Raw genomic sequence first — 25,096 nt, forward strand, 5'->3', positions numbered from 1 at the left:
CGGTACATGACGCTGGATGAAAATCCGGAGAGGGCCTCGGCCCGTCCGACCTGGGACGGGCTCAGACGCGCCGCCGCTCTACCCTGGAGCCATGATGACGTCCTCCGCCCAGCTGGCGACCGCCCGCACTGCCCTGTTCACCCCCGCGCTGCGCCCTGATCGCGTGCTGAAGGCCCAGGGCTCGGGAGCCGACTGCGTGGTGGTGGACCTCGAGGACGCCGTGGCCGCCGCGGACAAGGACGCCGCCCGCGAGCACCTGATCGCTCTGCTCGCCGGGACCCATGAGGCGGGCGCCCTCGCAGGGCCCGTGGCCGTGCGGCTCAACGGGCCGCAGACCGAGGCGGGGCGCGCCGATCTGGAGGCTCTGCGCCGTGCCGCTCGGGCCCACGAGCACAGTGCGTCGGCCCGTGCCGCCGCGTCCGCCGTGGGCGGTTCCGCTCCGGGCTGCACCGAGGCCCCCGAGCTGCTCGACGCCGTGCTGATCCCCAAGCTGGAGTCGCCCGATCAGGTCCGCGACGTGCGCGACGGCCTGGGTCTCGAGGTCGGGATCGTGGGCACCGTGGAGTCGGCCGCCGGACTGCTGGCCCTCGAGGAGATCGTGGCCGAGCCCGGCGTGGTGCGCCTGGCGGTCGGAGCGCTGGATCTGGCCTTCGACCTGGGCTGCGGCGCGGACTCGCGCACCATGGCTGCGGCGATGGCGCGCGTGGTCACCGTCTCGCGAGCCCGCGGCCTGGCCGGACCGCTGGACTCCCCCACCCCCGAGTTCCGCGATCTGGAGCCGGTGCGTCGGGCGGCTCTGCGCGCCGGGGAGGACGGCTTCACCGGGAAGCTGTGCATCCACCCCGCGCAGGTCGAGGCGGCGGCTGAGGCCTTCGCGCCCACCGAGGAGGAGATCGCCTGGGCCCGCTCGGTGGTCGAGGCCGTCGACGGAGCCAGCGCCGTGGACGGAGCCATGGTCGACGCCCCCGTGATCGCCCGGGCGCGACGCCTCCTGGGCGAGGGCTGATCCCACGCTCTCCCTGCGGAACGTCCAGGTCTGAGCCGGCGCTGCCCGTCAGGTGGGCAGAGGCCGAGCCGGCACCCCCCCGGCAGGAGGACCGAGGCCGAGAGGATCCGCGCTCTGGGCGCGGATCAGGGCTGCGGCCCCGCACCGCACGGTGCGGGGCCGCAGCCCTGTCCTTCAGGAAGTGCTCGGGCGAGCTCAGCAGCCTGCCGGAGCGCCCGCCATCGCGGGAGCGGCAAGGCCCTGGCTGCCCTGGACCTGGCCGGCGGGAGCCTGACCGCTGAGGGCGGAAACCTGCTCGGCGCCGTTCGGAGCCGCGGGTGCGCCGCCGAGGAGATCTGCAGGGATGTCCGAGGGAGCCTCCGGAGCATCGGCCGGAGCCGCCTGGACTGCGAGCGCGGTGCCGGACTGAGCCCCGACCGTGCCGGTCGTCTCCGTGCCGGTCGAGACCGTGGCGGTCTCGGTCGCAGCCGTCTCCGTCGTGGTCTCGGTGCCGGTCGTGGTGTCCTCGGCGGTGGTGTCCTCGTCCGAGGAGTCCGAGGCGTCCGTCGTGCCCACGGCCCCGGACCAGCAGGACTCGGAGGCGGCCCACGGGCTGCTGCCCTGTGCCGCGTAGAGCTCGAGCGCCGCAGCATCCTGGACGGACTCGGGGGCCGAGGATGCCGTGGAGTAGCCGGCCGAGGCCGACAGGGACTGCCACGTGGAGTCCAGGAACTGGTAGGCGCCCGAGGCTCCGGAGGAGGCGTTGACGGCGGTGTAGTCGCCGCCGGACTCGCACTGCTTGATGGCCTCGAGGGTGGCGTTGCCGGTGTCGGCGGCGTTGGCCGGCACAGCGGAGAGCCCAGCGGTCAGTGCCAGGGCCGCACCGCCGGCGCCCAGGGCGAAGCGGGACAGGCCGCGGCGTCGGGTGGAGGTCGTCGTGGTGGTCAAGGTCTTCTCTGCTTTCGTCGCTGACAGGAACTTTCCGGCGGCCGGTCTCGGCTGCCGATGACCAGAACCCTGCGCCTCCTCCGTGATCCGAGTCTGTGCGGAGGCTGTCGCGCTCACAGCGGCATGTGGGGCTCGGAACGCACGGTGGGGGCCCCGGGCCCGTCCCTGGATCCGCCGCGTGCGCCGGGGACAGGGGCCGAGGCAGGTCTCAGCGCGAGCAGGCATCCGGCACAGTCCCAGCACAGGGTCGGCCCGGATATTCGCGGCTATGAGAATCCTGACAGTGGACCTGACCGCCCGATCCCGCCGCACCGACGAGCCCGTGCCGCCCGGATGGGCCGCCGATGACCTCCTGATCGAGGCCGTGCGCCCCTCCGAGCTCGCGTGGGCCTGCGCGGACCTCCAGCCCGAGGCCGTGGTGGTCACGACCGACTCCGCGGGCCGCGCCGACGCCTTCCTGGTGCGCTCTCTGCGGGAGGAGGAGGTGGGCGTGCCCGTGCTGGTGATCGCCGCCGAGGCCGACGGCGAATCGCTGGCCGCCTCCCTGGAGGCAGGAGCCGACGATGTGGTGCCCTCCCCCTCGACCCCGATCGAGATCCGCGCCCGGCTGCGCGCCCTGGCCCGACGCCCCCGCACCTGGATGCCGGACCTGCTCACCAACGGCCCGCTCCAGGTCGACGTGCTGGGCCACCGCGCTGCGGATGACGGCCAGGAGCTCGAGCTCACCGCCCAGCAGTTCCGCCTGCTCACCGTCCTGATGCGCAATCCGGGCCGGGTGATGTCGCGCGATCAGCTGCTGGCCGCCGCCTGGGACCCGGCCCAGGAGGTCAGCTCCAATGTGGTCGAGCAGTCGATCTCCGGGCTGCGCGCGCGCCTGCCGCGCTCCGGGTCGGCGCTGCGCACGGTGCGCGGCATCGGCTACCGGCTGGATCGCCTGGACCACGGCGACCGACGGGACGGCGCCGCAGCAGGCACCCACGCTGCCTGACAGCGCTGCCGATGCTCCGACAGCTGCTGCCCAGGCAGACCGGGCCAAGCTGTCGGCACTGGGGCCCGGCAGCACTCGCAGCGCGGCAGGCAGCGGGTCCGCTCAGGCCAGCGGCAGCTCGATCTCCACGACGGTGCCGTGCGCATGCCCGGGCGCCGGGGACTTCAGCCGGGCGCTGCCGCCGGCGGACTCCGCGATGGTCCGCACGATCGCCAGCCCGAGCCCCGAGGACCCCTCGGCGCCGGCGGTGCGGGCATCGTCGCCGCGGGCGAAGCGGTCGAAGGCCGTGGGCTGCAGGTGCTCCGGGATGCCGGGGCCGTCGTCGGCCACGGCAAGCACTGCACGGCCGTCGCGGATCCCCAGGCTCGTGGTGACGCGGGTCCCGGCGGGCGTGTGCTTGCGGGCGTTGGAGAGCAGGTTGGCGACGGTCTGCTGCAGCTGAGCGGCCGGGACTCGCACGGGGACGGGCTCGTCCGGGACGTCGAGCTCCCAGGCGTGCTCGGGGCCGGCGGCCTGGGCGTCCATGACGGCCTCGGCGGTGATCTCGCCCAGATCCACGGGGTCTCCGGACGGCTGCTGCTGGGCTCCGGAGTCGGCATCCAGGCGGGCCAGCAGCAGGAGGTCCTCCACGAGCCCGTTCATGCGCTGCGCCTGCGCGAGCAGCCGGTCCAGGATCCGCTGACCGTCCGGGGTGAGTCCCTCGCGCAGCCGCAGCATGTCCGCGTACCCGCGCACCGAGGCCAGCGGGGTGCGCAGCTCGTGGGAGGCATCGGCCACGAAGCGGCGCAGCTGGGCCTCGGAGGCGTCGCGGCGGGTCATGGCATGGTCCACGCTGAGCAGCAGGGTGTTCAGCGCCCGGCCGACCTCCCCGACCTCGGATCCCTCCTGCGCCAGATCGCCGCGCACGAGGTGATCCGCGACCGGTACCCGGGCTTGGGCCAGCGGCAGCTGGGCGACGTCGGAGGCGCTGCGCGAGATGCGCCGCAGCGGCTCCAGCGACCGGCGCACCCACCACAGCCCGGCCGCGGCGATGACGGCCAGCGCCGCCAGCGAGACCAGCACCACCGTGGTCACGATCGTGGCGGTGGTGCGCTCGATCTGCGCCGCGGGAAGACCCGTGACCACGACGCGGTCCTGCGTCTTCACCTGTGCGTCCTGCGGCGATGCCGACGGGGCCGGGGCCTGCGATGCCTGCGCCTGGCCGTCCGGGGCCTTCTCCGCCCCGTCCTGCGGGGAGGATGGGGCCTGCGAGGCGCCCATGCGATAGGCGCCGATGGACAGCTCGAGGGCTCGGACCGGGGCGTCGGAGTCCTGCTGGGGCTCGGCGGCCTCGTTCAGGACGCCGGAGTCCTCGATCGCCGCGACGTCCTCGGCCGGCAGCTCCCGGATCTCGCCGTCCTCGCCCAGGTAGCGCGCGCTCGTCGTCCGCCCGTCCTCCTGCACGAGCGCGAGCACCCCGACGGGCTGTCCGGGGGCAGCCAGGGGGTCGCGCCGGCCGTCGTCGGCGGGATCGGCGGCGCTCGTCGGGTCAGCGACATCGGAGGGCTCGGCGGCTCCGGAGGGCTCGGGCGCCTCGGACGGCTCAGCCGGGCTCGACGGCTGCGCGGCGCCCGGACCGCCGCCCTGATCGCCCAGGAAGTTCCACGACCGGCTCATGGCCTGGCGCACGGAGTCGTCGAGCTGTGCGCTGAGCGTGCGCTGGGCGATCAGCGCGGTCGTCGTCCCCATGGCCGCCAGCACCAGGGCGACGAGCACGACCACCCCGATGACGGTGCGCAGCGCCAGACTGCGCCGCCAGCGCAGGCGCGGGCTCATGCGGCCGGGCGGATGACGTACCCGGCTCCGCGCACGGTGTGGATCATGGGCTCGCGGCCGGCGTCGATCTTCTTGCGCAGGTAGGAGATGTACAGCTCCACGATGTTCGCCCGGCCCTGGAAGTCGTAGTCCCACACCGCGTCCAGGATCTGGGCCTTGGACAGCACCGCGCGCGGGTTCTCCATGAGGTAGCGCAGCAGCTGGAACTGGGTGTCGGTCAGCTCGATCGGGTCCCCGCCGCGCGAGCACTCCCGCGTCACGACGTTGAGGGACAGATCGCCCAGCACGAGCTCGTCGGAGGAGCTCGAGGCGATGCCCGTGCGCTCCAGCAGCCGGTGCAGGCGCAGCAGCACCTCCTCGATGGAGAAGGGCTTGGTCACATAGTCGTCGCCGCCGGCGGCCAGCCCCGCGATGCGGTCCTCGACCGCGTCCTTGGCCGTGAGGAACAGCGCCGGGACGGCCGGCTGCGTGCGACGGATGCGCTCGAGGACCTCGGGGCCGTCGTACTCCGGGAGCATCCAGTCAAGGACCAGGACGTCCGGGGTCCATTCGCGGGCGATCTCGACCGCCTCGCGGCCGCGATGGGCCAGGCGGGCGTCCCAGCCGAGCATGCGGCAGCCCATGGCGACCAGATCGGCCAGCGCCGGCTCGTCGTCGACGACCAGCACGCGCACCGGCGAGCCGTTCGGATGGCTCAGCGGCGGGAGGTTCAGGGACGACAGGCTCACGGTTCTCCTTCCGACGTCCGCGTCCATCCTGGCAGACCCTTCCGCCGTCACAGGCCCGGACCTACACTCCGTGCGGACGCCCGGGAACGGCCCGGGCCCTGCCAGAGGAGCGCACGTGCCTGAGCAGAAGCTGAATCCCGTCCAGGGCGGACCGATCTGGATCGACCTGTCCACCCACGATCTCGACGGCGCCCAGAGGTTCTACTCCGAGCTGCTCGGCTGGTCCTTCCAGGACGGCGGCGAGGAGTTCGGGCACTACCACACGATCACTCACGAGGGACGGGCGATCGGCGGCGCCATGTCCTCGCTGATGGGCCCCGACGGACCCACCGAGGAGCCGAACGGCCCCACCACGTGGACCGTCTACCTGCGCACGTCGGACATCGCCGCCACGGTCTCCCGCGCGGAGTCCGCCGGGGCGCAGGTGCTCTTCCCGCCCATGGACGTGTCCGATCTGGGCTCCATGACCGTGCTCTCCGATCCGGCCGGGGCCGCCGTGGGCCTGTGGCAGCCGGGAACGTTCGACGGCATCCAGGCCGCCGCCGCGCCAGGGCTGCCCTGCTGGTTCGAGTGCATGTCCACCGACTACGACGCCTCCGAGGCCTTCTACCGCGACGTCCTGGACTGGGATATCGCGCGCATGGGCGAAGACGAGGCGGAGCAGTCCGAGGACGCACCCTCCGGCGTGCGCTACGCGACCCACGGCGCAGGCGAGGCCGCTGCCGCCGGTCTGTGCGAGGCCGCGAGCTTCCTGCCGGAGGGCACCCCGTCGTTCTGGCGCGTGTACTTCGGCGCGGAGGACGTGGACGCCGCGCTGTTGACCGCGACCCGCCTGGGCGGCACCGTCCTGGACGGACCCATGGACTCGCCCTTCGGCCGCCTGGCCACCGTGGCCGACCCGCAGGGCGCGAGCTTCCAGATCATCCAGGCGGTCTGAGGTCCCCGCGGTCCTCGTCGCGGCCGCTGGAGCGCGACGAGGACGCCGTGGTTCCGGGGCGCGCTGCACTTCCGCTCGTTGACCGGGATCAAGGCGCCTGGCGCGTCCAGCGGGCACCCTGAAGGCATCGGCTCACCGGAGCCGCATCCTGTCGAGACGGAGGACCGCCATGGAGCCGCTGCACCGCATCGCCGACGACCTGCTGGAGACCGCGCGGGGCGAGGAGAACGGACGAGCCGCTCGCCTGCTGGTCCACGACGGCCCGCTGCGGCAGACCCTCGTGGCCCTGCGAGCCGGCGCGGAGCTCGCCGAGCACAACTCGCCGCCCGCGGCCTCCATGCAGGTGCTGCGCGGCCGGGTCCACGTCACGGCCCAGGAGCACGACGAGCTCTCCGAGGGCGAGATCGCAGCCCTGACGCACCACCGCCACGGGGTCCTCGCCCAGGAGGACTCGGTATTCCTGCTCACCACGGTCACCGGCGTTGCCGGACTGGACAGCCACTGCGACCAATGAGGTCGTTCTTGCTCAGCCGCAGGCCCAGACGATCTCGCTCGAGCCCAGCAGCCGACCCTGCGGATCGCGGACCTGCGACTGCGTGATCGCGATCCGGCGGCCGTCCTTGAGCACCTCGACCCCCACGCTCAGGGGTGGGCCGTCAACCGGCACCGGGCGGTGATAGGTCGTCCCGATCGAGACGGCCCTGCGTGCGCCGTCCGCTGATCCGGGCCGGCTCAGCGCCTGGGCCGCCTCGCCACGGCCCTCGTGCGCGGCCCTGGCCGCGAGCATCGGTCCTGCCGCCAGCTCGTGCAGGCGCATCTGGATCCCGCCGTGCATGATCCCGGCGCTGTTGGCCGTGTCGGCGGAGGGGATCACGCTGAAGCGGCCGTCGTCGTCCCCGACAGGCTCCAGCGGCAGCAGCCGCGCCCAGTCCTGGGGCTCGGCGACCTCTCCCCACTGCTGTGTGGACTCCGGGCTGGAGCCCGCGTAGCCGCCCTGGCCGTCGACCGCCATGAAGCGTCCCAGCGCCTCGGCGACCGCGCGCCCGTCCTCGCCCACCAGCACGCCGCGAGCCACGATGCCGGTCGGCCCCGCACTGAGCAGCTGGCCCGCACCGCGCAGCGTCTCCCCCGAGCGCGGCGCGCTGAGCTGCTCGACCCGCAGCGACAGCGTGAGCATGGACTCGCCCTTCCCCAGCCCCTCCCGGATGCCCTGGGCCACGGAGATGTCCGCGGCGACTCCCAGATGGCTCGCCACGGGATCCTGGGGCATGCGCGCCAGCACGGCGAGGTGCTCGCCGTGGATCGTCGTCACGCGCGTCCCGCCCGTGAGATCGCCGGGCTGACGGGGGCCGCGGACGACGGTGGCGTCATCGGCGAGGAAGTCGCGACCGATCGCCTGGAGCGCGGGCGAGGGAAGCATCTGCCGGAAGGGCATGGAGAACTCCTGAGGTCGGGGCCGCTCTCACCTTAGGTCGTTCGCCGTCGCCGAGGTCAGAGAGGCTCTGCTCAGACGACTCCCGTTGAAGCCGCACAGGCACCACCGCTCAGCGCTGATGGCCTGCGGTGGTGCGGCCTCGTCCCGCGCGTCAGTTCAAGCCGCACCAATGACTCCAATCGACTCTGATCAGGTGCGCAAATGCGGCTTCGAAGCTCAGCGACCCGCTCTCGCAGCCCGTACCAGTCGGACCGCTTCCGGAGCTGTCCCAGGCACTTCCTGGCGCATGTCCTTCCAGCTCAGGCGGATCTCGCGCCAGCCGGCGGCGACGGTCGCCCGCTCGCGTTCGATATCTCGGACTCGCTGATCGATGCCGTCGTGGTGGGGGCCCTCGATCTGCAAGGCAAGACGATTCCCCACGTCCGCCAGATCGGGCCAGACTGGTCGATGCCCGGGCGCCGTCAGCTCGATGTCGGTGACCCACCCCCGGAGACCGAAGGCCTCCAGCAGCAGGCGCATTCGCGTCTCCAGCGCCGAGTCCACGGCGGGGAGCGCACGCTCGAGTCCCCGCCGCACCCGCGCGACGCCGCGCACACGCGACATCCGCCGCAGATCGGTCGCCATCGTCTCCAGCGGACGAAGGCACCCCAGGCCGGCTCGAGGGCCCGTCGAGTGCTCATCGATGATGCCCTCCAGCAGAACGAGCAGGTCGTCGTCGGTGAGCAGCGGTCGGCCCCGGCCGCGGGTCATCCCGGCCAGATCGACGGCGGTCCGCGTGGGCCCGGTGACCAGCATTTCCGCGCGCATCACGACATCCTCAGGGACCAGGAGTGCTCGGTGCCCGACGACGCCGATCCGTCTCGGGGCTTTCCGGCCAGCCGTCTGGGTGAGGTGGACCGCTGTGGAGCCGCGAAGGCGCTTCGAGAGTCGCAGACCGAGCACCTGCGCCGCGGTGACATGACTGATCACAGCTCCTGGAGTCACCACCTGAGCCGGCAGCGCCAGCGACGGGGCGTGCCCGGCGGAGTCTCCGGTGCCCGATGCTCCGTACAGGACCAGAGGCTGCGCCCTTCGCTGCCATACGCCCTGCCGGAGAGCTGTCCTCGCGTCAGGCCAGCGGCGCGTGCGTCGTCGAGGGTGAATGTGCGCGCCTGCAGAGACGCCGGCGGATGATGCGGTGGTGTGGGCATGGGCCCCATCGCACTCCGACCGACGACCGGCTCCAGCTCTCTGCCCCTCCGAAGAGGATGCTGCGACGGGCGCACCCTGGAAATGTGTCGCTGTGGAGCCGCGAAGGATGGGCGGCCTGCAGCCATGCGCCCTCATCGAGGCCGCACCACCGCATGTCATCACGTCCGATCAGCAGCAAAGGTGCGGCCTCGGCGCGGCGTCTTCGCTCATGCCGCAGCATCGCAGGCCATGGGGCGGGATCAGAGGAATACGTGCGGCCTCAACCGAGGGGGCGGGGCGGCAGGTGCGGGGGCGGCAGGTGCAGGACGACGACAGCGGCGGATCAGCTGCGCAGCGCGCGCTCCGCGCCGGAGGCGGCCAGCACGGCGCAGGACAGCCAGATCGCACTCGCAGGCCCCAGCGGGGCGGCGACCGCGCCGGCGATCAGCGGCATCCCCACCTGTCCCAGCCGGTTGGCCATCAGACGGACGGCCAGCGCCGAGCCGCGCCAGCTGGAGGGAACGGCCGTGGTGATCATGGACATGGTCAGCGGCTGGCCGAGCCCCAGGAAGAAGCCGCCGATCGCCAGCAGCAGTCCGGCCAGCCACACGTGGCCCATCACGAACGGCGGCACCGCGAGCGCAATCGCCGAGCCCAGCAGGCTGGCCTTGAGCAGTCCCGGCCGGGAGAAGCGGACCACCAGCTTGGGCAGCACCACGCGCGAGAGGATCGAGGCCCCGCCGCGGATGGCCAGCAGTGCACCCACGACCACCGGGGCCACCCCCGCCTGCTCGCCGACCAGCGGCAGGAACGCGGTGAGGATGTCGAGCATGGCCAGCAGCCCGAGCGAGGCGGTCATCTGCGGCGTGACACCGGGGGTGCGCATGACGCGGGCGATGGAGGCGCGCGGCGCGTCGTCGTCGGAGGAGGCAGCGGGCCGAAGCGTCCCGGAGCTCGTGCGCAGGACGACCGGAAGCAGCGCGGCCAGCGCCAGTCCCGCCCCGACCCACAGGGCGAGCTCGATCCGCGCCAGGCCGTCGGCGGAGCCGGTGACCGACTGCGAGCCCACGAGCACCCCGCCCAGCAGCGGCCCGAGCATCTGCCCCACCGAGTACGAGGCCGTGAACCAGCCGAAGCCGGCATCCAGGCGGTCGTCGGGAGCGATGCGCGCGATCGAGGTCTGCCCCGCGATCGTGAAGGCCAGGTGCCCCAGCCCGAGCACCGCGCTGGCGGCGGCGATGCCCAGCACCGACGGCAGCAGGGCCAGCCCGGCGCCGCCGATGCCCAGCATGGCCACGCCGGCGCAGAGCATCAGGCGCAGCGAGGACATGCGGTCGGAGACCCGTCCGAGCCACAGGGCGGTGAACAGCGGCAGGATCGCGTAGGCGGCCGTCGTGATGCCGATCGTGAGCGGGCCGGCGTCCAGGGCGATCAGCTTGTAGCTCGTGATGGGGCGCAGCAGGTTCAGCCCGGTCTGGGTCAGCGCCCCAGCCAGGCACAGCAGCCACAGCCACATGAGGGAGCGCGGGGAACGGGTCATCGTCGACGAGGATACGCCCGTGTCAGTCCAGGGGCGCGGCGACCTCCGGGTCGAGCCGCCGGCGGGCGTCGCGGCGCCTCCAGTAGGCGCGCAGCCCCAGCACCAGCGCGATCACGACGACGACCACCGCGGCCGTCACCACCGGCTGGCGCAGCCAGGCCCGCAGCACGGCCATCCCGACCGTTCCGTAGATGCAGCCCCAGAAGAAGGTGCCCGCGAGCATGGCCGGGATCCAGCGCACCAGGGGCATGCGGGTCAGCCCGGTCGTGACGATGACCGCCGTCTGGAATCCCACGGTGAGGAAGCATGCCGGGACGGCCAGCACGCCCCACCGGTTCACGAAGGCCTCGGCGCGCAGGTACGCCGGGGAGGCGACGACGCGCTGCACGAGCCGCGAACGACGGCCCCCGCTGCCGGCCGCGCGCGCGATCCCGTACATGATCGACGTCCGCAGGATGCCCACGGCCCAGAAGAAGAGGATGGTGCCCACGACGGGCAGCGATTCGATCCACTGCCCCATCGCCTCGAGGGAGGAGGGGGCCTGGTCGTCCATCCCGCCAGGCTACAAGCGCGCCGAGCCGCTGGTTGGCGACGAGGTGTCGCCCGCCAGCACGCACGACGACGGCGCCGCCCCCTCGCGCGAGGAGAGCGGCGCCGTCGTCGATCGGTCCTATCGGGCCTCAGCTCTTCTTGGCCTCCGGGTTCACGGCGTAGGGCGGGACCTCGCCGGCGGCGATCGCGATCGCGTTCTGGGCGCACATCTCGCCCATGCGGGCGCGGGCGGACTTCTCCGCCGAGCCGATGTGCGGCAGCAGGTACGCGTTGGGCAGATCGATCAGCCCGGGCTCGAGCACCGGCTCGTTCTCGAAGACGTCCAGCCCGGCAGCGGAGATCTCACCGTCCTGCAGCGCGGCCACGAGCGCCTTCTCGTCCACCACCGGTCCGCGGGCGGTGTTGACCAGCACCGCGGTGGGCTTCATGGCCGCGAGCTCCTTCTGGCCGATCAGATGCCGGGTGCCGTCGCTGAGCGGGACGTGCAGGGAGATGTGATCGGAGGTCTCGAGCAGCTCCTGGAACGGGACCTGCTTCACCTTGCCGGCCAGATCGCCGAGCTCGTCGTCGGAGACCTCGCGGTCTTCCGGGGCGCGCTGGACGAACACGACCTCCATGCCGAAGCCCAGGGCGCGGCGGGCCATCGCCTTGCCGATCCGCCCCAGGCCCACGATGCCCAGACGCGTGCCCGAGACGTCCTCGGAGAGCATCTCGTTGGGTGCCAACGGCTGGAACTGCCCGCCGCTCTCGCGCACGATCTGCTGCATCTCATAGGCACGACGGGCGGCGCCCAGCAGCAGGAGCATGGCGATGTTCGCCGTGGGATCCGTGACTGCATCCGGGGTGTTGCCGATCAGCAGGCCGTGCTCGGTGGCGGCGTCGACGTCGAAGTTGTTGAAGCCCACGCCGAAGTTCGCGAAGCCCTTGACCTTGGCTCGTGACATGAGGTCGGCGTCGACCTTCTGGGACAGCTGCTGGATCACGGCGTCGTACTCGCCGCCGCTGACCGCTGCGTCGAAGTCCTCGGGGGAGATCCCCTCGATGACCTCGAGCTCACCGACCTCGCGCAGCATGTCCTCGGCGGGGCCGGGGACGGTGAACGTGCACAGGAACTTCGGCATGGGGCTTCCTCTCGACGGGCTCTCGACGCACGGGCCAGGGCTGTCCGCTGGGGCCAGCGGTCGCGTGCGGCCCGTGTCACACGCATCCTTCCCATCGTCGCCCGGAACCGCGCTCGAGTCCACCGCGCACCCGTCGTCGGCGCCAGCCACCTGCGCCCCGCGCCGAGATCCCGCTTCCGTGCGCCCAGAGTGCCGAGATCATGCTTCCGTGCACCGAATCGGCGATCTGGCGCATTTGAGCATGATCTCGGCGCACCACCTCGCTGCGCCTACAAGGCGGGAGGGAGCGGGCCCGGGCATGGCACCGCCCCCGTGCCCGAAGGGGCGACGGGGGCGGTGCGGGCGGACTCGGCCCCGCTCAGGCGGTCGGAGTCAGCTGCTGTTCGGAGACGGTCGGTCTCAGACGAGCGAGGAGGCGCCGGCGCGGGCCTTCTCCAGGCGCTGGGCGACGTCCTCCCAGTTCACGACGTTCCACCAGGCCTTGACGTAGTCCGGCTTCACGTTCTGGTAGTCCAGGTAGAAGGCGTGCTCCCACATGTCCAGCTGCAGCAGCGGGAACGTGGCGACGGGGACGCCGTTCTGCTGGTCGTACATCTGCTCGATCACCAGGTTGCCGGCGATCGGCTCGTAGGCGAGGATCGCCCAGCCTGAGCCCTGGATCGTGGTGGCCACAGCGGTGAACTGCGCCTGGAAGTTGTCGAAGGAGCCGAAGGCGTCATCGATCGCGGACGCCAGCTCGCCGGTGGGCTTATCGCCGCCGTCCGGGGACATGTTCTTCCAGAAGATCGAGTGGTTGATGTGACCGCCCAGGTTGAACTGGAGGTCCTTGGAGAGCTTGGCAGCACCGGCGGCGTCGCCGTTGGCGCGGGCCTCCTCCATGGACTCGAGGGCCTTGTTGGCCGCGGTCACGTAGGTGTTGTGGTGCTTGTCGTGGTGCAGCTCCATGATGCGACCGGAGATATGCGGCTCCAGTGCGGCGAAATCATAGGGCAGGTCGGGCAGAACGAACTTCTCAGCCATGAGACTTCCTTCCTTCGTCGAAGTGACTCTTCCATCCAATAGTTCTGAGTCACTCAGGTCAAGATGGTTCAGCCAAGGGCTGAGGAAAATCTCAGTGTGCTGATCACCGGGGGATGACGCGGACCCAGGACCAGCCGTGGGCCTCGAGCAGGATGCCTTCGCGCAGGTCGATCTCGACGTCGTCGCGCAGTCGCGTGCCTCGCGGGAGGAAGCCAGACAGCGTCTCGCCGGTCACGAACTGGGCCCAGTCCGAGAAGTTGGCCAGGCACAGGACGACGGTCTGCGGCAGCTCGCCGTCGGGGCGCAGCCCCACCCGCTGGAGCCCGAGCACGGCGGGGTTCCGAGTGTCGAAGTCCACGACCTCCTGTCCCTCGAACTCGAAGGCAGCCGCGCGCATCTGGGCCAGACGGCGGATGGTGCCGTAGACCTGCCCGGCTGTCGCGAAGAAGTCATGGCGGCTCTCGAGCGCCGAGGCCTCGAGCCGCGGTCGGTGCAGCCAGCGCGGATCGTCGGCATGGCCGGGCTCCCGCTGCCAGTCGACGTCGTTGAGCACGGCGAGCTCATCGCCGAGCCACAGCTCGGGCACCCCGCTCATGCTGAAGGCCACCGCGTGGGCCAGTAGCAGGCGCGCGGCGCCGGCTCCGGGCTCCTCGCGGACGCCGCTGAGCGAGGCCGAGGTGCCGCAGACCCCGTGCTCGGTGCGCACGCATCCGGACTCGGCCGCGAAGGCACCGGGGAAGCCGCCGGTGTAGAACCGGTCCAGGAACTCGCGATGCGCCTGCGGATCGATGCCCTCGGGGACGTCCTGGGGGCCGAAGCCCCAGCTCAGGGCGTCGTGCTGGCGCACCGGCAGCAGCCGCCCGGTGCCCGCGCTCGCCCCGGGCTGCGGAACCGCGCGCTCGAGCATCTCGACGCTGCGGGTGGCCAGTGCGCTCCAGATCAGCGACGTCCGCCCGAGCCCCTGCCCCACCGGGGCGCCCTCGGACCGGACATCCTCGGCATCCTGGGTCTCGAGCACGCTCGAGGGCGCGGCGATGCGCAGCACCTCGGCCAGCGCCTCCAGGACCAGCAGGCCGCGGCGGTGGGATTCGCGGGCGTCGTCGCCGCTCCACAGGCGGCTGGCGGGATCGACGCGCAGGACCTGCGCCCCCAGCCCGGCCACGTGCAGCAGCTCGCCCGCCACGCACAGCAGGACGTGCGGCGAGGTCCAGTCGAGATCCCACTGCTCCGGTGCGGCGGTGGAGCGCACGAGCCGGGGATCGAACCGGCTGCCCGGATTCAGCGGCACCCACTCCTGGCCTGCGGCCGAGCGGGCCTGGGCTTCGTCGAGCGTCAGCGGCCGCGACGACCCCCGACGCGTCCCCCGCCGCACCTGGTAGAGGCGCTCGAAGTACTCGCTGCCATCGGCGGCGGCCCGCGCCCAGTCGTGGTCCGACGACGTCCTCGACGTCACGACGTCGAGCATCAGCGAGATCCCGGCCCGGCGCAGGGCATCGGCGAGCCGCCGCAGGTCGTCGGCACCGCCCAGGCGGGGATCGGTCTCGCGGTGGCTGGAGACCGCGAATCCACCGTCCGGACGCTCGGGATGCGCGCGGAAGGGAGGCATCAGCCGCAGATGCGTGACCCCCAGCTGCTGCAGATAGGGGATGCGCTCCTGCACGCCGGAGAACCCGCCGGCCCACCGATCGGCATAGGCGGCCGCTGCGAACGAGCCGCGCGAGAGCCACCAGGGCTGAGCCCCCTCGGCCGCCGCATCGGCCTGGCGCAGCGCACTGGAGCGGGCGGCCCAGGACCCTGCCAGCATGACGGCGAGATCCCCGACGACGACCGCCAGCTCCTGGTGCTCGGCCCGGTCTCCGTAGATCTCCACGATCAGCTCGACGAGCCGCCCCAGATGCTCCTCGGCGCGGCGGCGGAAGGCCGAGGCGTCGGGAAGGTGCCGCAGGGCATCGTCATCGAGGCGCGTCCGCGCCACGCGCAGCAGGTCGGCATGCGGAGCCTCGGCCCGCTCGGGGAGCTCCCGCTCGCGGGGGCTCGGTGCGAAGGCCTCGACGGACCGCTCGGCCGGTCGATGCGCGGTGAGGCCCTCGGAGCTCTCGGCGGCTGCGAGGGCCGCGGCGGCATCGCCGCCGCTCAGGTCCGCATGCGGCCGTGCGACCGAGCGCCGACGTCGGCCGACGGTCCCGGATCCTGCCCCATGGACGGAGGCGCCGGGACGGTCGTCGTCGGGGTGGTCGGGTGCGGAGATCGCGAGCTGAGTGATGTCTTCTCCCAAAGGTCAACCCGCGTGGGCAGCAGCGGGAACGGCTCAGGATCTCCATCGACTCCGAGTAGGTGCGTCTGCCCCGACGAGCGGCGCGGGCACGAGGTCCGCAGGTCGCTTCGAGTCGGGACGCCGCCAGCATAGTCAGCACATAGCAGGAAGCCACTTCCAGGAAGCGCTGTGACACTGTGGGCGGTCTGGGGGGGCATTTCGGCAGATGACGCGGAGATCACCCGCCCCTGCGCACCCATCCACCACCGCCCACAGCCGGTCCACACGGTGATCCACAGAGGTCTCCACAGCTGGTGGATAGTCCTCCGTGTCGCGCACAGGTTGTCCACCGGGTTATCCACAGGCGAAGCGCGTTCGGGAAGGGCGTTCAGGGGTCAGCAGCAGCCGCATTCGGCCCAATGCGCACTGAATCCCCAGGTCAGGGGCCGTTTCTCTGCAACGATCCCCTCCCATGAAAGGTCACATAGCACAGTCGGGCCGCACTCGCGAAGCTGTGGAATCCACCGTTCACTCTGTGGAAAGCCCGTCTGAGAGTGTGGAGAACAGGGCTTGCCCTGGGGACAGCACGCAGCCAGAGCGGCTGTGAAGGCCGCCAGCATGCTGATCCCGGCGTCCCCAGCCTGTGGAGCGGCCCGTCAGCCGACTCGATAGCCGTTGTCCGCCAACCAGCCCTCAGCCGCCTGCTGTGCGGAGATCGCCTGATCGCCGCTGATCTCCTGATTGAGCTCGAGCAGGTCCTCGGTGCTCAACTTCTCCGAGACGCCGTCGAGCACCTCCTCGGCCCCGTCGGGAAGGCGCTGCGGGGACACGAGCGGGATGACCTGCTGCGCGGCGAAGTTGCTGCGCGGGTCCTCGAGCACCACCAGGTCCTCCTCCACGATGGCCGGCGTGGTCGTGAAGATGTCGGCGGCATCGGCGTCGCCACTGGTCAGGGCGTCGACGGTGAGCGGGCCGCCGGCGTCGTTGATCGGCTGGAAGGACGCGGGCTCGCAGCCGTAGACGGAGGCCAAGCCGTCGAGGCCGTAGGAACGCTCCTGGAACTCCGGGGCGCCCGCGAAGGTCATGTCCGCGCACAGCGGGGCGAGATCCTCGAGGCTGCGCAGCCCGTGCTCGTCAGCGGTCTGGCGCGTGACCACGATCGAGTCCTTGTTCTGGGCCGGCGACGGCTCGAGCACCGACAGCCCCGGAGGCATGGTCTCGGGAAGCTCCTGCAGGATCTCCTCCTCCCCGGTGGCCGTGGCCTCCGGATCGAAGTAGGTCAGCAGGTTGCCCGTGTAGTCCGGGACGGCGTCGATCGAGCCGTCCTGCAGGGCCCCGATGTACGCCTCGCGGGCGCCGATCCCCGGCTCCGTGTCCGCCTCGATGCCCTCGGAGCGCAGGGCCCCGGCATAGATCTCGGCGATGATCTGCGACTCCGGGAAGTCGGCCGAGCCCACGGTGACGGAGCCGTCCGGCGTGCTGGCTCCCCCACCGGTGGCCAGCGGGTCCGAGTTCAGCCCGCAGCCGGTCAGCCCGAGCATGAGCGCCGCGCCGAGGGCCAGGACCGGACGACGGCTGCGCTCGGCCGGGGAGGGTCGGAATGCGGGTCCGGTCACGGTGTGCCTCCTTCGGGACGACGGATGCCGGGCGAGGTGAGCCCGCGCTGCAGCAGCGAGAGCAGGGCATCGACCAGCAGCGCGAGCACGGCCACGAGCAGCACCGAGCCGAGCATCCGGCCGTAGTCGCGCACGGCGAGCCCGTCGATCAGGTAGCGGCCCAGTCCGCCCAGGTTGATGTAGGCGGCCACGGTGGTCGTGGAGATGACCTGCAGGGCGGCGTTGCGCACCCCGCCCATGATCACCGGCACCGCCAGGGGCAGCTCCACGCGGGTGAGGACCTGCCACGGCGTCATGCCCTGGGCGATCACGGCGTCGCGGACCCGCGGGGAGACCTCGGCCACGCCCACGCAGGCCGCGCTGAGGATCGGCGGGACGGCCAGGATCACGAGCGCCAGCAGCGGAGGGACGAGCCCCAGGCCCATGAGCAGCGAGAACAGGGTCAGCAGGCCCAGGGTCGGCAGGGCGCGTAGGGCGCCGGCCGCGCCGATGACCGCTGCGGCCCCGCGCCCTGTGTGCCCGATCGCCGCTCCCAGCGGCACCGCCAGAACGACGGCGATCAGCATGGTCAGCCCGGAGTACTCGAGGTGCTCCAGGATCCGCATGGGGATCCCGGCGCTGCCGCTCCACTGCTCGGGATCCGACAGCCAGGACCAGGTCAGCTCGATCAGGTTCATGCCGCACCTCCCGTCGCGGCCACGCGCGCGTGGACCCGGCGACCGGGTCGCTGCCAGCGCGTCAGGCCCAGTCCGAGCAGGCGCAGCAGCTGATCCAGCACCAGGGCGAGCACGACCGTGAGCACCACGCCGACCGCGATCTCCTCGACGATCCCGCGGCGCAGCCCGTCCGTGAACAGCGTGCCCAGCGACTGGATGCCGATGACCGCGCCGACCGAGACCATGGAGATGTTGGCCACCAGCGCGGTGCGGACGCCCGCGAGCATCACGGGCACGGCCAGAGGCAGCTCAACAGCCCAGAAGCGCTGCCACCGGGTGTACCCCAGCGCCGAGGCGGCCTGGCGCACGTGGGGATCCACCGAATCGAAGGCGTCGGCGCACGAGCGGACCAGCAGCGCGATCACGTAGAGGCTCAGGGCCACGATCACGTTCCACACGGAGGTGATCAGCGTGCCCAGGATCAGCGGCAGGAGCACGAACAGGGTCAGCGACGGGATCGTGTAGAGCAGCGCCGACCCGTTGATCAGCAGCGGGCGCAGCCACCGCGAGCCCACGGCCGCGCGTGCCACCGGGATCGACACCAGCAGCCCCACGACCACCGGCACGATCGACTGCACCAGGTGGGTGAGCAGCAGCTGGCCCACCCACTCGAGGTTGTCCTGCAGCCAGCTCACCGGCCGGCCTCCCGCTCGCGGCGCACGTCCTCGATGGCCGCGAGCACGTCCTCGGGCCGCAGGACGCCGCGCACCCGTCCGTCGTCGTCCACCGCCACGGCCAGACCCGACGGCGACGACAGCGCCGCGTCCAGCGCCGAGCGCAGCGGGGCGCCCCGGCGATGGAGGGAACCGCCCACGCGCTGCGCGTCGGAGCGGTCGGCGAGCGCCGGCTCGGACTCGCCGCCGCCCCACGGAGCGGTCCTGCCTGCGCCCGGAAGCGGGGCGAGCCAGCCGATGGGGCGGCCGTCGTCGTCGACCTCGAGCGTCCACTCCCCGGCCGCGGCGTGGCCGCCGAGCGTGGTCGTGCTGCCCTGCGGATCGCGGACCCGCACGCCGCTGAGCACGACGTCCGCCTGATCGAACTCGAGCGCCCGGAAGCCGCGGTCGCGGCCCACGAACTCGGCGACGAAGCCGTCGACCGGCGCCCGCAGGACCTGCTCGGGGGTGTCGTACTGCGCCAGGCGGCCGCCCTGGGCCATCACGGCCACGCGGTCGCCCAGCATGACCGCCTCGTCCATGTCGTGGGTGACGAACACGATCGTCTTGTCGAGGCGGTGCTTCAGCTCGATCACCTCGCGCTGCAGATCGGCGCGCACGAGCGGATCCACCGCGGAGAAGGGCTCGTCCATGAGCAGGATCGGCGGGTCAGCGGCCAGTGCGCGGGCCACGCCCACGCGCTGCTGCTGTCCTCCCGACAGCTGCGAGGGATAGCGCGAGCCCAGCGCGGGATCCAGCCCGATGATCTCCATGAGCTCCTCGGCGCGCTTGCGCCCGGAGGCCCGCGAGCCGCCCTGCAGCCGAGGCACGGTCATGATGTTCTCGCTGACGGTGCGGTGCGGCATCAGGCCCGAGGCCTGCATGACATAGCCCATCGAGCGGCGCAGCCGGTGGGCGGGGACGGTGGAGACGTCGCGGCCGTCGACCTCCACGACCCCGGAGCTCGGCTCGACCATGCGGTTGATCATCCGCAGCGACGTGGTCTTGCCGCAGCCGGACGGGCCCACGAAGACCGTCAGGGAGCCGCGGGGGACCTCGAGATCAAGGTCGTCCACCGCAGTGGTGCCGTCCGGGTAGGTCTTGCGCACACCGCGGAAGGCGATCGCGATCTCATCGCTTGCGTTCACAGGAGGTCCTGACGTCGGGGAGCTCCACTGTAAGCCAGTCCGGCCCGAGTTCCCTCAGCAAGCTGGCAGTTCATCGGATGTTCCGAGCGATGCCCTCGTGGGATCGGACGATTCGCGGCCGCGGCGCTTACCCTGCTGGCATGACCCGGACCCCCGCGCTCCCGCGCCCCCTGTGCCCCCTCGCGGCCGTCGCCGTCCTGCCGAGCCGAGGCGCGCGATGAGCGGCGGGCTGATCGCGCTGCTGGACGACGTCGCGGCGATCGCCAAGGTGACCGCGGCCTCCGTCGACGACATCGGCGCCGCCACCGGACGCGCCTCGATCAAGGCCGCCGGTGTGGTGGTCGACGACACCGCCGTGACTCCCCAGTACGTCAAGGACGTGGAGGCCTCGCGCGAGCTGCCGATCATCTGGCGGATCACCAAGGGATCGCTGCGCAACAAGCTGCTGATCATCCTGCCGATCGCGCTGCTGCTGAGCCAGTTCGCGCCCTGGGCGCTGACGCCGATCCTCATGCTGGGCGGGTCCTACCTGTGCTTCGAGGGCGCCGAGAAGATCTGGGGAGCGCTGTCCGGGCACTCCCACGAGGAGCCGGCCGTCGACCAGGACGCGGCCTCCGACGGCAAGTCCGCCGAGGACAAGATGGTCGCAGGCGCCGTGCGCACCGACCTGATCCTCTCGGCGGAGATCATGGTCATCTCCCTCAACGAGGTCGCCTCCGAGGGCTTCCTCTCCCGCCTGATCATCCTGGCGATCGTGGCCGTGGTCATCACGGGCGTGGTGTACGGGGTCGTGGCGCTGCTGATCCGCATGGACGACGCCGGGCTCAAGCTCGCCTCCACCGGCTCCGGGGCGCTGCAGACGATCGGGCGCGGCATGGTCAAGGCCATGCCGAAGATCCTGCAGGTCATCTCGGTCGTCGGCACCGTCGCCATGCTCTGGGTGGGCGGGCACATCATCCTCGTGGGCCTGGACGAGTTCGGCTGGCACGCCCTCTACGGCTTCGTGCACCACATGGGCGAAGCCGCCGCTCACGTGGTGCCCGTCCTCCAGGCCGCCGTGTCCTGGATCGTGAACACCTTCTTCTCGGCGGTGCTCGGACTGATCTGGGGCGCGATCATCGTGGTCGTCGTGACGCTGATCCAGAAGGCCCGCGGCAAGTCGGCCCACTGACGCCCGCTGCCGTCAGCCGACGGCCGTTTCCTCAACCCACCCGCATCGAGTGGCACCGCAGTGTGCTGTGCCCCGTTGAGTGGCCCCGCGGGCCCGACGACGCGACCGATCACTCCTGGTCGGCGAACTGCGTCTCGTAGAGCTCGGCGTACCGGCCTCCGGCGGCCAGCAGCTCGTCGTGGGGGCCCTGCTCGACCACGCGGCCGCCCTCGATCACCAGGATCCGGTCGGCGCGGCGGATGGTCGAGAGCCGGTGGGCGATCACCAGGGCGGTGCGCTCGGCCATGGCCTCGTCGAGCGCGGCCTGCACGAAGGCCTCGCTCGTGGAGTCGAGCGCGGAGGTGGCCTCGTCCAGGATCACCACGCGCGGGGAGGCCAGCAGCAGCCGCGCGATGGTCAGCCGCTGCCGCTCGCCGCCCGAGAGCCGGTAGCCGCGCTCCCCGATCATGGTGTCGAGCCCGTCGCCGAGCTCGCGCACCACATGGTCCATGCGCGCGCGGGACAGCGCGGACCACATCTGCTCGTCGTCGGCGTCGGGCGCGGCCAGCGCGAGGTTCTGCCGGATCGTCTCGTGGAACAGGTGCCCGTCCTGCGTGACCATCCCGACGGCGCCCTGCAGATCCGTGAACGAGGTCTCGCGCACGTCCACCCCGCCGATGCGCACGGCCCCTGAGGTGGCGTCGTAGAGGCGCGGGACCAGTGAGGCGATCGTGGACTTGCCGGCGCCCGAGGACCCCACGAGCGCCACGGTCTGACCGTGCTCCACCGTGAAGTCCACACCGTGCAGCACCTCCTCGCCCACCCGGGAGTCGAGGGCGCTGACGTCCTCGAGCGAGGCCAGCGAGGTCTGCTCGGCGGAGGGATACGTGAAGCGCACCTGGTCGAACTCGACGGACACGGGACCGTCGGGGATCGCCCGGGGGTTCTCGGGCTCGCGGATCAGGGGCTCGAGGTCGAGGATCTCGAAGACCCGCTCGAAGCTCACCAGCGCGCTCATGATGTCCAGGCGGGCATTGGCGAGCATGGTCAGCGGGGTGTACAGCCTGGTCAGGAGCAGGGCGAGGGTGACCACCTGGCCGGCGTCGAGATTCCCGACGATCGCCTGCACGCCGCCCACGCCGTAGACCAGCGCGAGCGCCAGCGCCGAGACCAGGGTCAGGGCGGTGAGGAACGTGGCCTGGAGCATGGCCACCCGCACCCCGATGGTGCGCACGCGACCTGCGCGGCGGGCGAACTCGTCGGACTCGGACTGCGGCTTGCCGAACAGCTTGATGAGCGTGGCCCCGCCGGCGGAGAACCGCTCGGTCATCTGCGTGGACATCGAGGCGTTGTGCTGGGCCGCCTCGCGCTGCAGCCTGGCCAGCCGCCCGCCCATCAGCCGCGCGGGGATCAGGAAGATGGGCAGCAGCAGGACCGACAGGAGGGTGACCTGCCATGAGATCGAGACCATCACCCCGACGGTGAGGATCAGCGAGACCAGGTTCGAGACCACCCCGGAGAGCGTGTTGGAGAACGCGCGCTGGGCGCCCAGGACGTCGTTGTTCAGCCGCGAGATCAGCGCTCCCGTGCGGGTGCGGGTGAAGAAGGCGACCGGCAGGGTCTGCACGTGGTCGTAGACGGCGGTGCGCAGGTCGAGGATGAGCCCCTCCCCGATCGTCGACGACAGCCAGCGGTTGAGTATGCCGAAACCGGCATCCAGAACGGCGATCAGCGCGATCAGCAGCGCCAGGCGCACGACGAGATCCACCGAGCCGCTGCCGGTGATCGCATTGACCACGCGGCCCGCGAGCACCGGGGTGATCACGCCGAGCACCGCCACGACCACCGACGTCAGCAGGAAGCCCAGCAGCATCCGGGAGTGCGGTCGGGCGAAGCGCACCACGCGGCCGACGGTCTCGCGGGAGATGCGCGATCCCTTGAGGCTCTCGCTCTGCGTGGCCGAGCGCATCAGGGCCCAGGGGGAGGCGTTCATGCTCATCCCGCCCACGCTAGACCCGCTCCGCTGCTCGCGGGCCGGATCAGAGCGAGGTCATCAGACAGCGAACAGCCGGACCAGGACGCTCAGACGCGCGGGGGCTCGACGCCGTCGGTGAGGTCGCGGGCGATCCGGGCGATCTGCTCGACCTGCTGGGCGCTGAGGCGATCGAAGATCTCCTCGCGGACGTGGGCGACGTGCCCCGGCGCCGCGCTGCGGACCTTCTCGAAGCCGTCCTGAGTCAGCTGGGCGACGACCACTCGGCGGTCCTGGGCGTTGGCGCTGCGTCGGACGTAGTCATGGCGCTCCAGCCGCGCGACGATGCGCGAGAGCCGGGACTGCCCCGTGAAGGTGGCTGCGGCCAGATCCGACATGCGATGGCTGCGATCCGGGGCCTCGGAGAGCATCGCCAGGACCAGATACTCGGCGAGGCTGAGGTCCTCGTCGTCGACCAGCTGGCGCTCGATCGTGCCGGGCATCTTGAACATCAGCGCGACGAGGGCAAGCCATGCCTCCCGCTCGTCGTCGTTGAGCCATTGCGGTTCCACCATGGTTGTAACCTTACTGCCCATTCTGGGTACTTGACGCATCACGTACTGAGGCGTAGAAATACTTTCCGACGCAACCGGCAGAAGGCTTGCCTCTTCGAACAGGAGCCCCCGATGACCACCCAGCCCACCTCGGCAGGAACCGCACCCGACATGATCGCGCTGGACCGCCACGACCTCACGGCCGTGCCGCGCAGCGCCATGCAGCCGCGCTGGCAGGACGGCGACGCCCCGCTGCCGACCTTCTACATCGGCCATGGCTTCCCCGGACTGCTCGACGACGGCCTGTGGATGTCGGAGCTGTTCGAGTGGGCGGTCTCGCTGCCCAAGCCCAAGGGCATCGTGATCGTCTCCGCCCACTGGGAGCAGGCACCCACCATGATCACCGCCCCGGCGGCGGGGACCCCTCTGGTCTACGACTTCGGCGGCTTCGAGGAGCGCTTCTACCAGCTGCAGTACGCGACCCCGGATGCCACCGAGCTGGGCCGCCGGATCGCCGCGACCATGCCGGACGACGAGCCCCTCTACCAGCACCGCATGCGCGGACTCGACCACGGCGCCTGGGTGCCGCTGCGCGCCATGTACCCGCTGGCCGACGTCCCCGCCCTGCAGGTCTCCATGCCCACGCACGATCCCGAGCGACTGATGGACCTGGGACGGCGCCTGCGCGAGCTGCGCGCGGAGGGGCACCTGGTCGTCGGGTCGGGATTCATGACCCACGGGCGCCCCTCGGTCCAGCTGCTGCGCGCCGACGACGGCACCGCCGAGAACTGGTCCTCCGACTTCGACCTGTGGGCCGCCGAGATGCTCGACGCCGGCCGCGTGGACGCCCTGGCCGACTTCCGCCGCCAGGCCCCGGGCATGCCGCACGCCCACCCCACCGTGGAGCACTTCACGCCGCTGTTCATCACCCTGGGGGCGGCCTCGTCCCCCGATGTCGAGGTCCGCACCAGGATCGAGGGGTTCAAGATCGGGCTGTCGAAGCGCTCGATCGAGATGAGCTGACACCGGCCCCCCGCTGCTCTGCGAGGATGGTGGGCATGGATGATCAGGGAACCTGGCCCGTGCCCCTGTCCGCTCAGGACGGCACCGACGCACGCGCCTTCGACCGCCAGATGATGGACGAGATCCGCTCCGACCCGCAGGCGCTGCAGGAGATCGGCGGCGTGAAGGGCAATGTGCTGATCGTCCTGGTGCCGCTGCTGGCTGCGATCGTCGCTGTGGTGCTGCTGCTGCAGTGGATGCGCGACGGCTCCTGGGTCTGGCCCGCGATCCTGGCGGTCGTGCTGATCGTGGCAGGCGTCGTGTGGATCGGGCGCCTGCGCGCGGTCATGGGCCAGGCCCGCCAGGTGCTGGGCCAGGCAGCCACCGGCTCGGTGGGCTACGGGATCGGCATCATCCGCGAGCTGCGCATCGGCGGGGACGCGGCCGGCGTCGACGACGACCCCGCGGACCACGCCGCTGAAGAGGCCCCGAACGCCTCCGGGGCCGACGAGTTCGAGGTGTCGGAGGACGAGGACGACGACCTCTCCTCGGTCGAGGTCCAGCTGACCCTGTCCGTGACTCCGGGGCGGGGCAAGCCCTTCACGGCCCAGCTCTCCCAGCGCTACGCCACCGTCGATGCCCTGCGCCTGGAGCGCGGCCAGCACGGTCCGGTGCGCTACCTGCTGCGCTCCCCCGAGACCACGGCGGCCGTCGACGCCAGCCTCAGCCCCGACGCCGTCCAGCGCCTCTACCGCGCCGCCGCCCTGAACGGCTGATCCGCAGGCCCGGGCG

General features: G+C 71.8%; 23 protein-coding genes. 7 read left to right on the plus strand and 16 right to left on the minus strand.

The window, feature by feature from the left end; all coding sequences use genetic code 11:
- The first annotated feature begins 91 nt into the window (after positions 1 to 91).
- Entirely contained in the window at positions 92 to 1,006 is a 915-nt protein-coding gene (locus RF645_RS05425; RefSeq protein WP_201023903.1) for a CoA ester lyase, read from the plus strand.
- Between the two features lie 195 nt (positions 1,007 to 1,201).
- Here RF645_RS05425 and RF645_RS05430 read toward each other — a convergent pair whose 3' ends face one another.
- Positions 1,202 to 1,933: a transglycosylase family protein gene (locus tag RF645_RS05430; protein ID WP_024289608.1), complete on the minus strand. Its 732-nt coding sequence runs from the start codon at positions 1,931 to 1,933 to the stop codon at positions 1,202 to 1,204.
- A gap of 268 nt (positions 1,934 to 2,201) precedes the next feature.
- Here RF645_RS05430 and RF645_RS05435 point away from each other — a divergent pair, with 268 nt between their 5' ends.
- Positions 2,202 to 2,921, plus strand: coding sequence for a response regulator transcription factor (locus RF645_RS05435; RefSeq protein WP_153005735.1), 720 nt, complete (start codon positions 2,202 to 2,204; stop codon positions 2,919 to 2,921).
- Between the two features lie 102 nt (positions 2,922 to 3,023).
- Here the strand turns inward: RF645_RS05435 and RF645_RS05440 are convergent, their stop codons facing one another.
- Together RF645_RS05440 and RF645_RS05445 are read right to left on the minus strand one after the other, a co-directional pair.
- Positions 3,024 to 4,736 (minus strand): HAMP domain-containing sensor histidine kinase, encoded by a 1,713-nt coding sequence (locus RF645_RS05440; protein ID WP_058871944.1) that lies wholly within the window; start codon positions 4,734 to 4,736, stop codon positions 3,024 to 3,026.
- Positions 4,733 to 5,464, minus strand: coding sequence for a response regulator transcription factor (locus RF645_RS05445; RefSeq protein ID WP_368818695.1), 732 nt, complete (start codon positions 5,462 to 5,464; stop codon positions 4,733 to 4,735). Before RF645_RS05445 ends, RF645_RS05440 begins: the two co-directional genes overlap by 4 nt.
- Positions 5,465 to 5,579: 115 nt before the next feature.
- On the opposite strand from RF645_RS05445, the gene RF645_RS05450 reads away from it, so the two are divergent.
- Both RF645_RS05450 and RF645_RS05455 read left to right on the plus strand, forming a co-directional pair.
- Positions 5,580 to 6,401: a VOC family protein gene (locus RF645_RS05450; RefSeq protein WP_082677015.1), complete on the plus strand. Its 822-nt coding sequence runs from the start codon at positions 5,580 to 5,582 to the stop codon at positions 6,399 to 6,401.
- A 169-nt stretch (positions 6,402 to 6,570) separates the two neighbouring features.
- Entirely contained in the window at positions 6,571 to 6,915 is a 345-nt protein-coding gene (locus RF645_RS05455) for a hypothetical protein (protein ID WP_058871942.1), read from the plus strand.
- Positions 6,916 to 6,927: 12 nt separating this feature from the next.
- On the opposite strand, the gene RF645_RS05460 is transcribed toward RF645_RS05455, so the two are convergent.
- The 11 genes from RF645_RS05460 to RF645_RS05510 all read right to left on the minus strand — a co-directional run bounded on the left by RF645_RS05460 (position 6,928) and on the right by RF645_RS05510 (position 19,608).
- Positions 6,928 to 7,836 (minus strand): PaaI family thioesterase, encoded by a 909-nt coding sequence (locus RF645_RS05460; protein ID WP_058871941.1) that lies wholly within the window; start codon positions 7,834 to 7,836, stop codon positions 6,928 to 6,930.
- A gap of 216 nt (positions 7,837 to 8,052) precedes the next feature.
- Entirely contained in the window at positions 8,053 to 8,631 is a 579-nt protein-coding gene (locus tag RF645_RS05465; RefSeq protein ID WP_368818696.1) for a hypothetical protein, read from the minus strand.
- 718 nt (positions 8,632 to 9,349) lie between these two features.
- Entirely contained in the window at positions 9,350 to 10,546 is a 1,197-nt protein-coding gene (locus RF645_RS05470) for an MFS transporter (RefSeq protein ID WP_278858294.1), read from the minus strand.
- Between the two features lie 22 nt (positions 10,547 to 10,568).
- Positions 10,569 to 11,099 (minus strand): DedA family protein, encoded by a 531-nt coding sequence (locus RF645_RS05475; protein ID WP_251714348.1) that lies wholly within the window; start codon positions 11,097 to 11,099, stop codon positions 10,569 to 10,571.
- Between the two features lie 127 nt (positions 11,100 to 11,226).
- Entirely contained in the window at positions 11,227 to 12,219 is a 993-nt protein-coding gene (locus tag RF645_RS05480; RefSeq protein ID WP_024289599.1) for a D-glycerate dehydrogenase, read from the minus strand.
- Between the two features lie 399 nt (positions 12,220 to 12,618).
- Positions 12,619 to 13,239 (minus strand): superoxide dismutase, encoded by a 621-nt coding sequence (locus tag RF645_RS05485; RefSeq protein WP_006214046.1) that lies wholly within the window; start codon positions 13,237 to 13,239, stop codon positions 12,619 to 12,621.
- Positions 13,240 to 13,342: 103 nt separating this feature from the next.
- Entirely contained in the window at positions 13,343 to 15,514 is a 2,172-nt protein-coding gene (locus RF645_RS05490) for an alpha-amylase family glycosyl hydrolase (protein ID WP_368818697.1), read from the minus strand.
- A gap of 635 nt (positions 15,515 to 16,149) precedes the next feature.
- A complete protein-coding gene (locus RF645_RS05495) occupies positions 16,150 to 17,109 on the minus strand; it encodes an ABC transporter substrate-binding protein (protein WP_368818698.1) in 960 nt (319 codons plus the stop codon).
- Positions 17,106 to 17,786, minus strand: coding sequence for an ABC transporter permease (locus RF645_RS05500; protein ID WP_006214041.1), 681 nt, complete (start codon positions 17,784 to 17,786; stop codon positions 17,106 to 17,108). Before RF645_RS05500 ends, RF645_RS05495 begins: the two co-directional genes overlap by 4 nt.
- Complete coding sequence (locus tag RF645_RS05505; protein ID WP_006214040.1) at positions 17,783 to 18,460, minus strand: ABC transporter permease; 678 nt, start codon at positions 18,458 to 18,460, stop codon at positions 17,783 to 17,785. Before RF645_RS05505 ends, RF645_RS05500 begins: the two co-directional genes overlap by 4 nt.
- Entirely contained in the window at positions 18,457 to 19,608 is a 1,152-nt protein-coding gene (locus RF645_RS05510; protein ID WP_278857498.1) for an ABC transporter ATP-binding protein, read from the minus strand. Before RF645_RS05510 ends, RF645_RS05505 begins: the two co-directional genes overlap by 4 nt.
- A gap of 235 nt (positions 19,609 to 19,843) precedes the next feature.
- Here RF645_RS05510 and RF645_RS05515 point away from each other — a divergent pair, with 235 nt between their 5' ends.
- Complete coding sequence (locus RF645_RS05515; RefSeq protein ID WP_006214038.1) at positions 19,844 to 20,797, plus strand: DUF808 domain-containing protein; 954 nt, start codon at positions 19,844 to 19,846, stop codon at positions 20,795 to 20,797.
- A gap of 109 nt (positions 20,798 to 20,906) precedes the next feature.
- Here the strand turns inward: RF645_RS05515 and RF645_RS05520 are convergent, their stop codons facing one another.
- Positions 20,907 to 22,775, minus strand: coding sequence for an ABC transporter ATP-binding protein (locus RF645_RS05520; protein ID WP_024289595.1), 1,869 nt, complete (start codon positions 22,773 to 22,775; stop codon positions 20,907 to 20,909).
- 83 nt (positions 22,776 to 22,858) lie between these two features.
- Positions 22,859 to 23,323 (minus strand): MarR family winged helix-turn-helix transcriptional regulator, encoded by a 465-nt coding sequence (locus tag RF645_RS05525; RefSeq protein ID WP_006214035.1) that lies wholly within the window; start codon positions 23,321 to 23,323, stop codon positions 22,859 to 22,861.
- 111 nt (positions 23,324 to 23,434) lie between these two features.
- Between RF645_RS05525 and RF645_RS05530 the strand changes: the two genes are divergently transcribed.
- Together RF645_RS05530 and RF645_RS05535 are read left to right on the plus strand one after the other, a co-directional pair.
- On the plus strand, positions 23,435 to 24,325 hold the full coding sequence (locus RF645_RS05530) for a dioxygenase (protein ID WP_368818699.1): 891 nt from the start codon (positions 23,435 to 23,437) through the stop codon (positions 24,323 to 24,325).
- A 35-nt stretch (positions 24,326 to 24,360) separates the two neighbouring features.
- Complete coding sequence (locus RF645_RS05535) at positions 24,361 to 25,080, plus strand: hypothetical protein (protein ID WP_006214032.1); 720 nt, start codon at positions 24,361 to 24,363, stop codon at positions 25,078 to 25,080.
- Positions 25,081 to 25,096 lie beyond the last annotated feature (16 nt).

The sequence above is a fragment of the Kocuria sp. CPCC 205260 genome, from assembly GCF_040981045.1.
Taxonomy (GTDB): domain Bacteria; phylum Actinomycetota; class Actinomycetes; order Actinomycetales; family Micrococcaceae; genus Kocuria; species Kocuria palustris.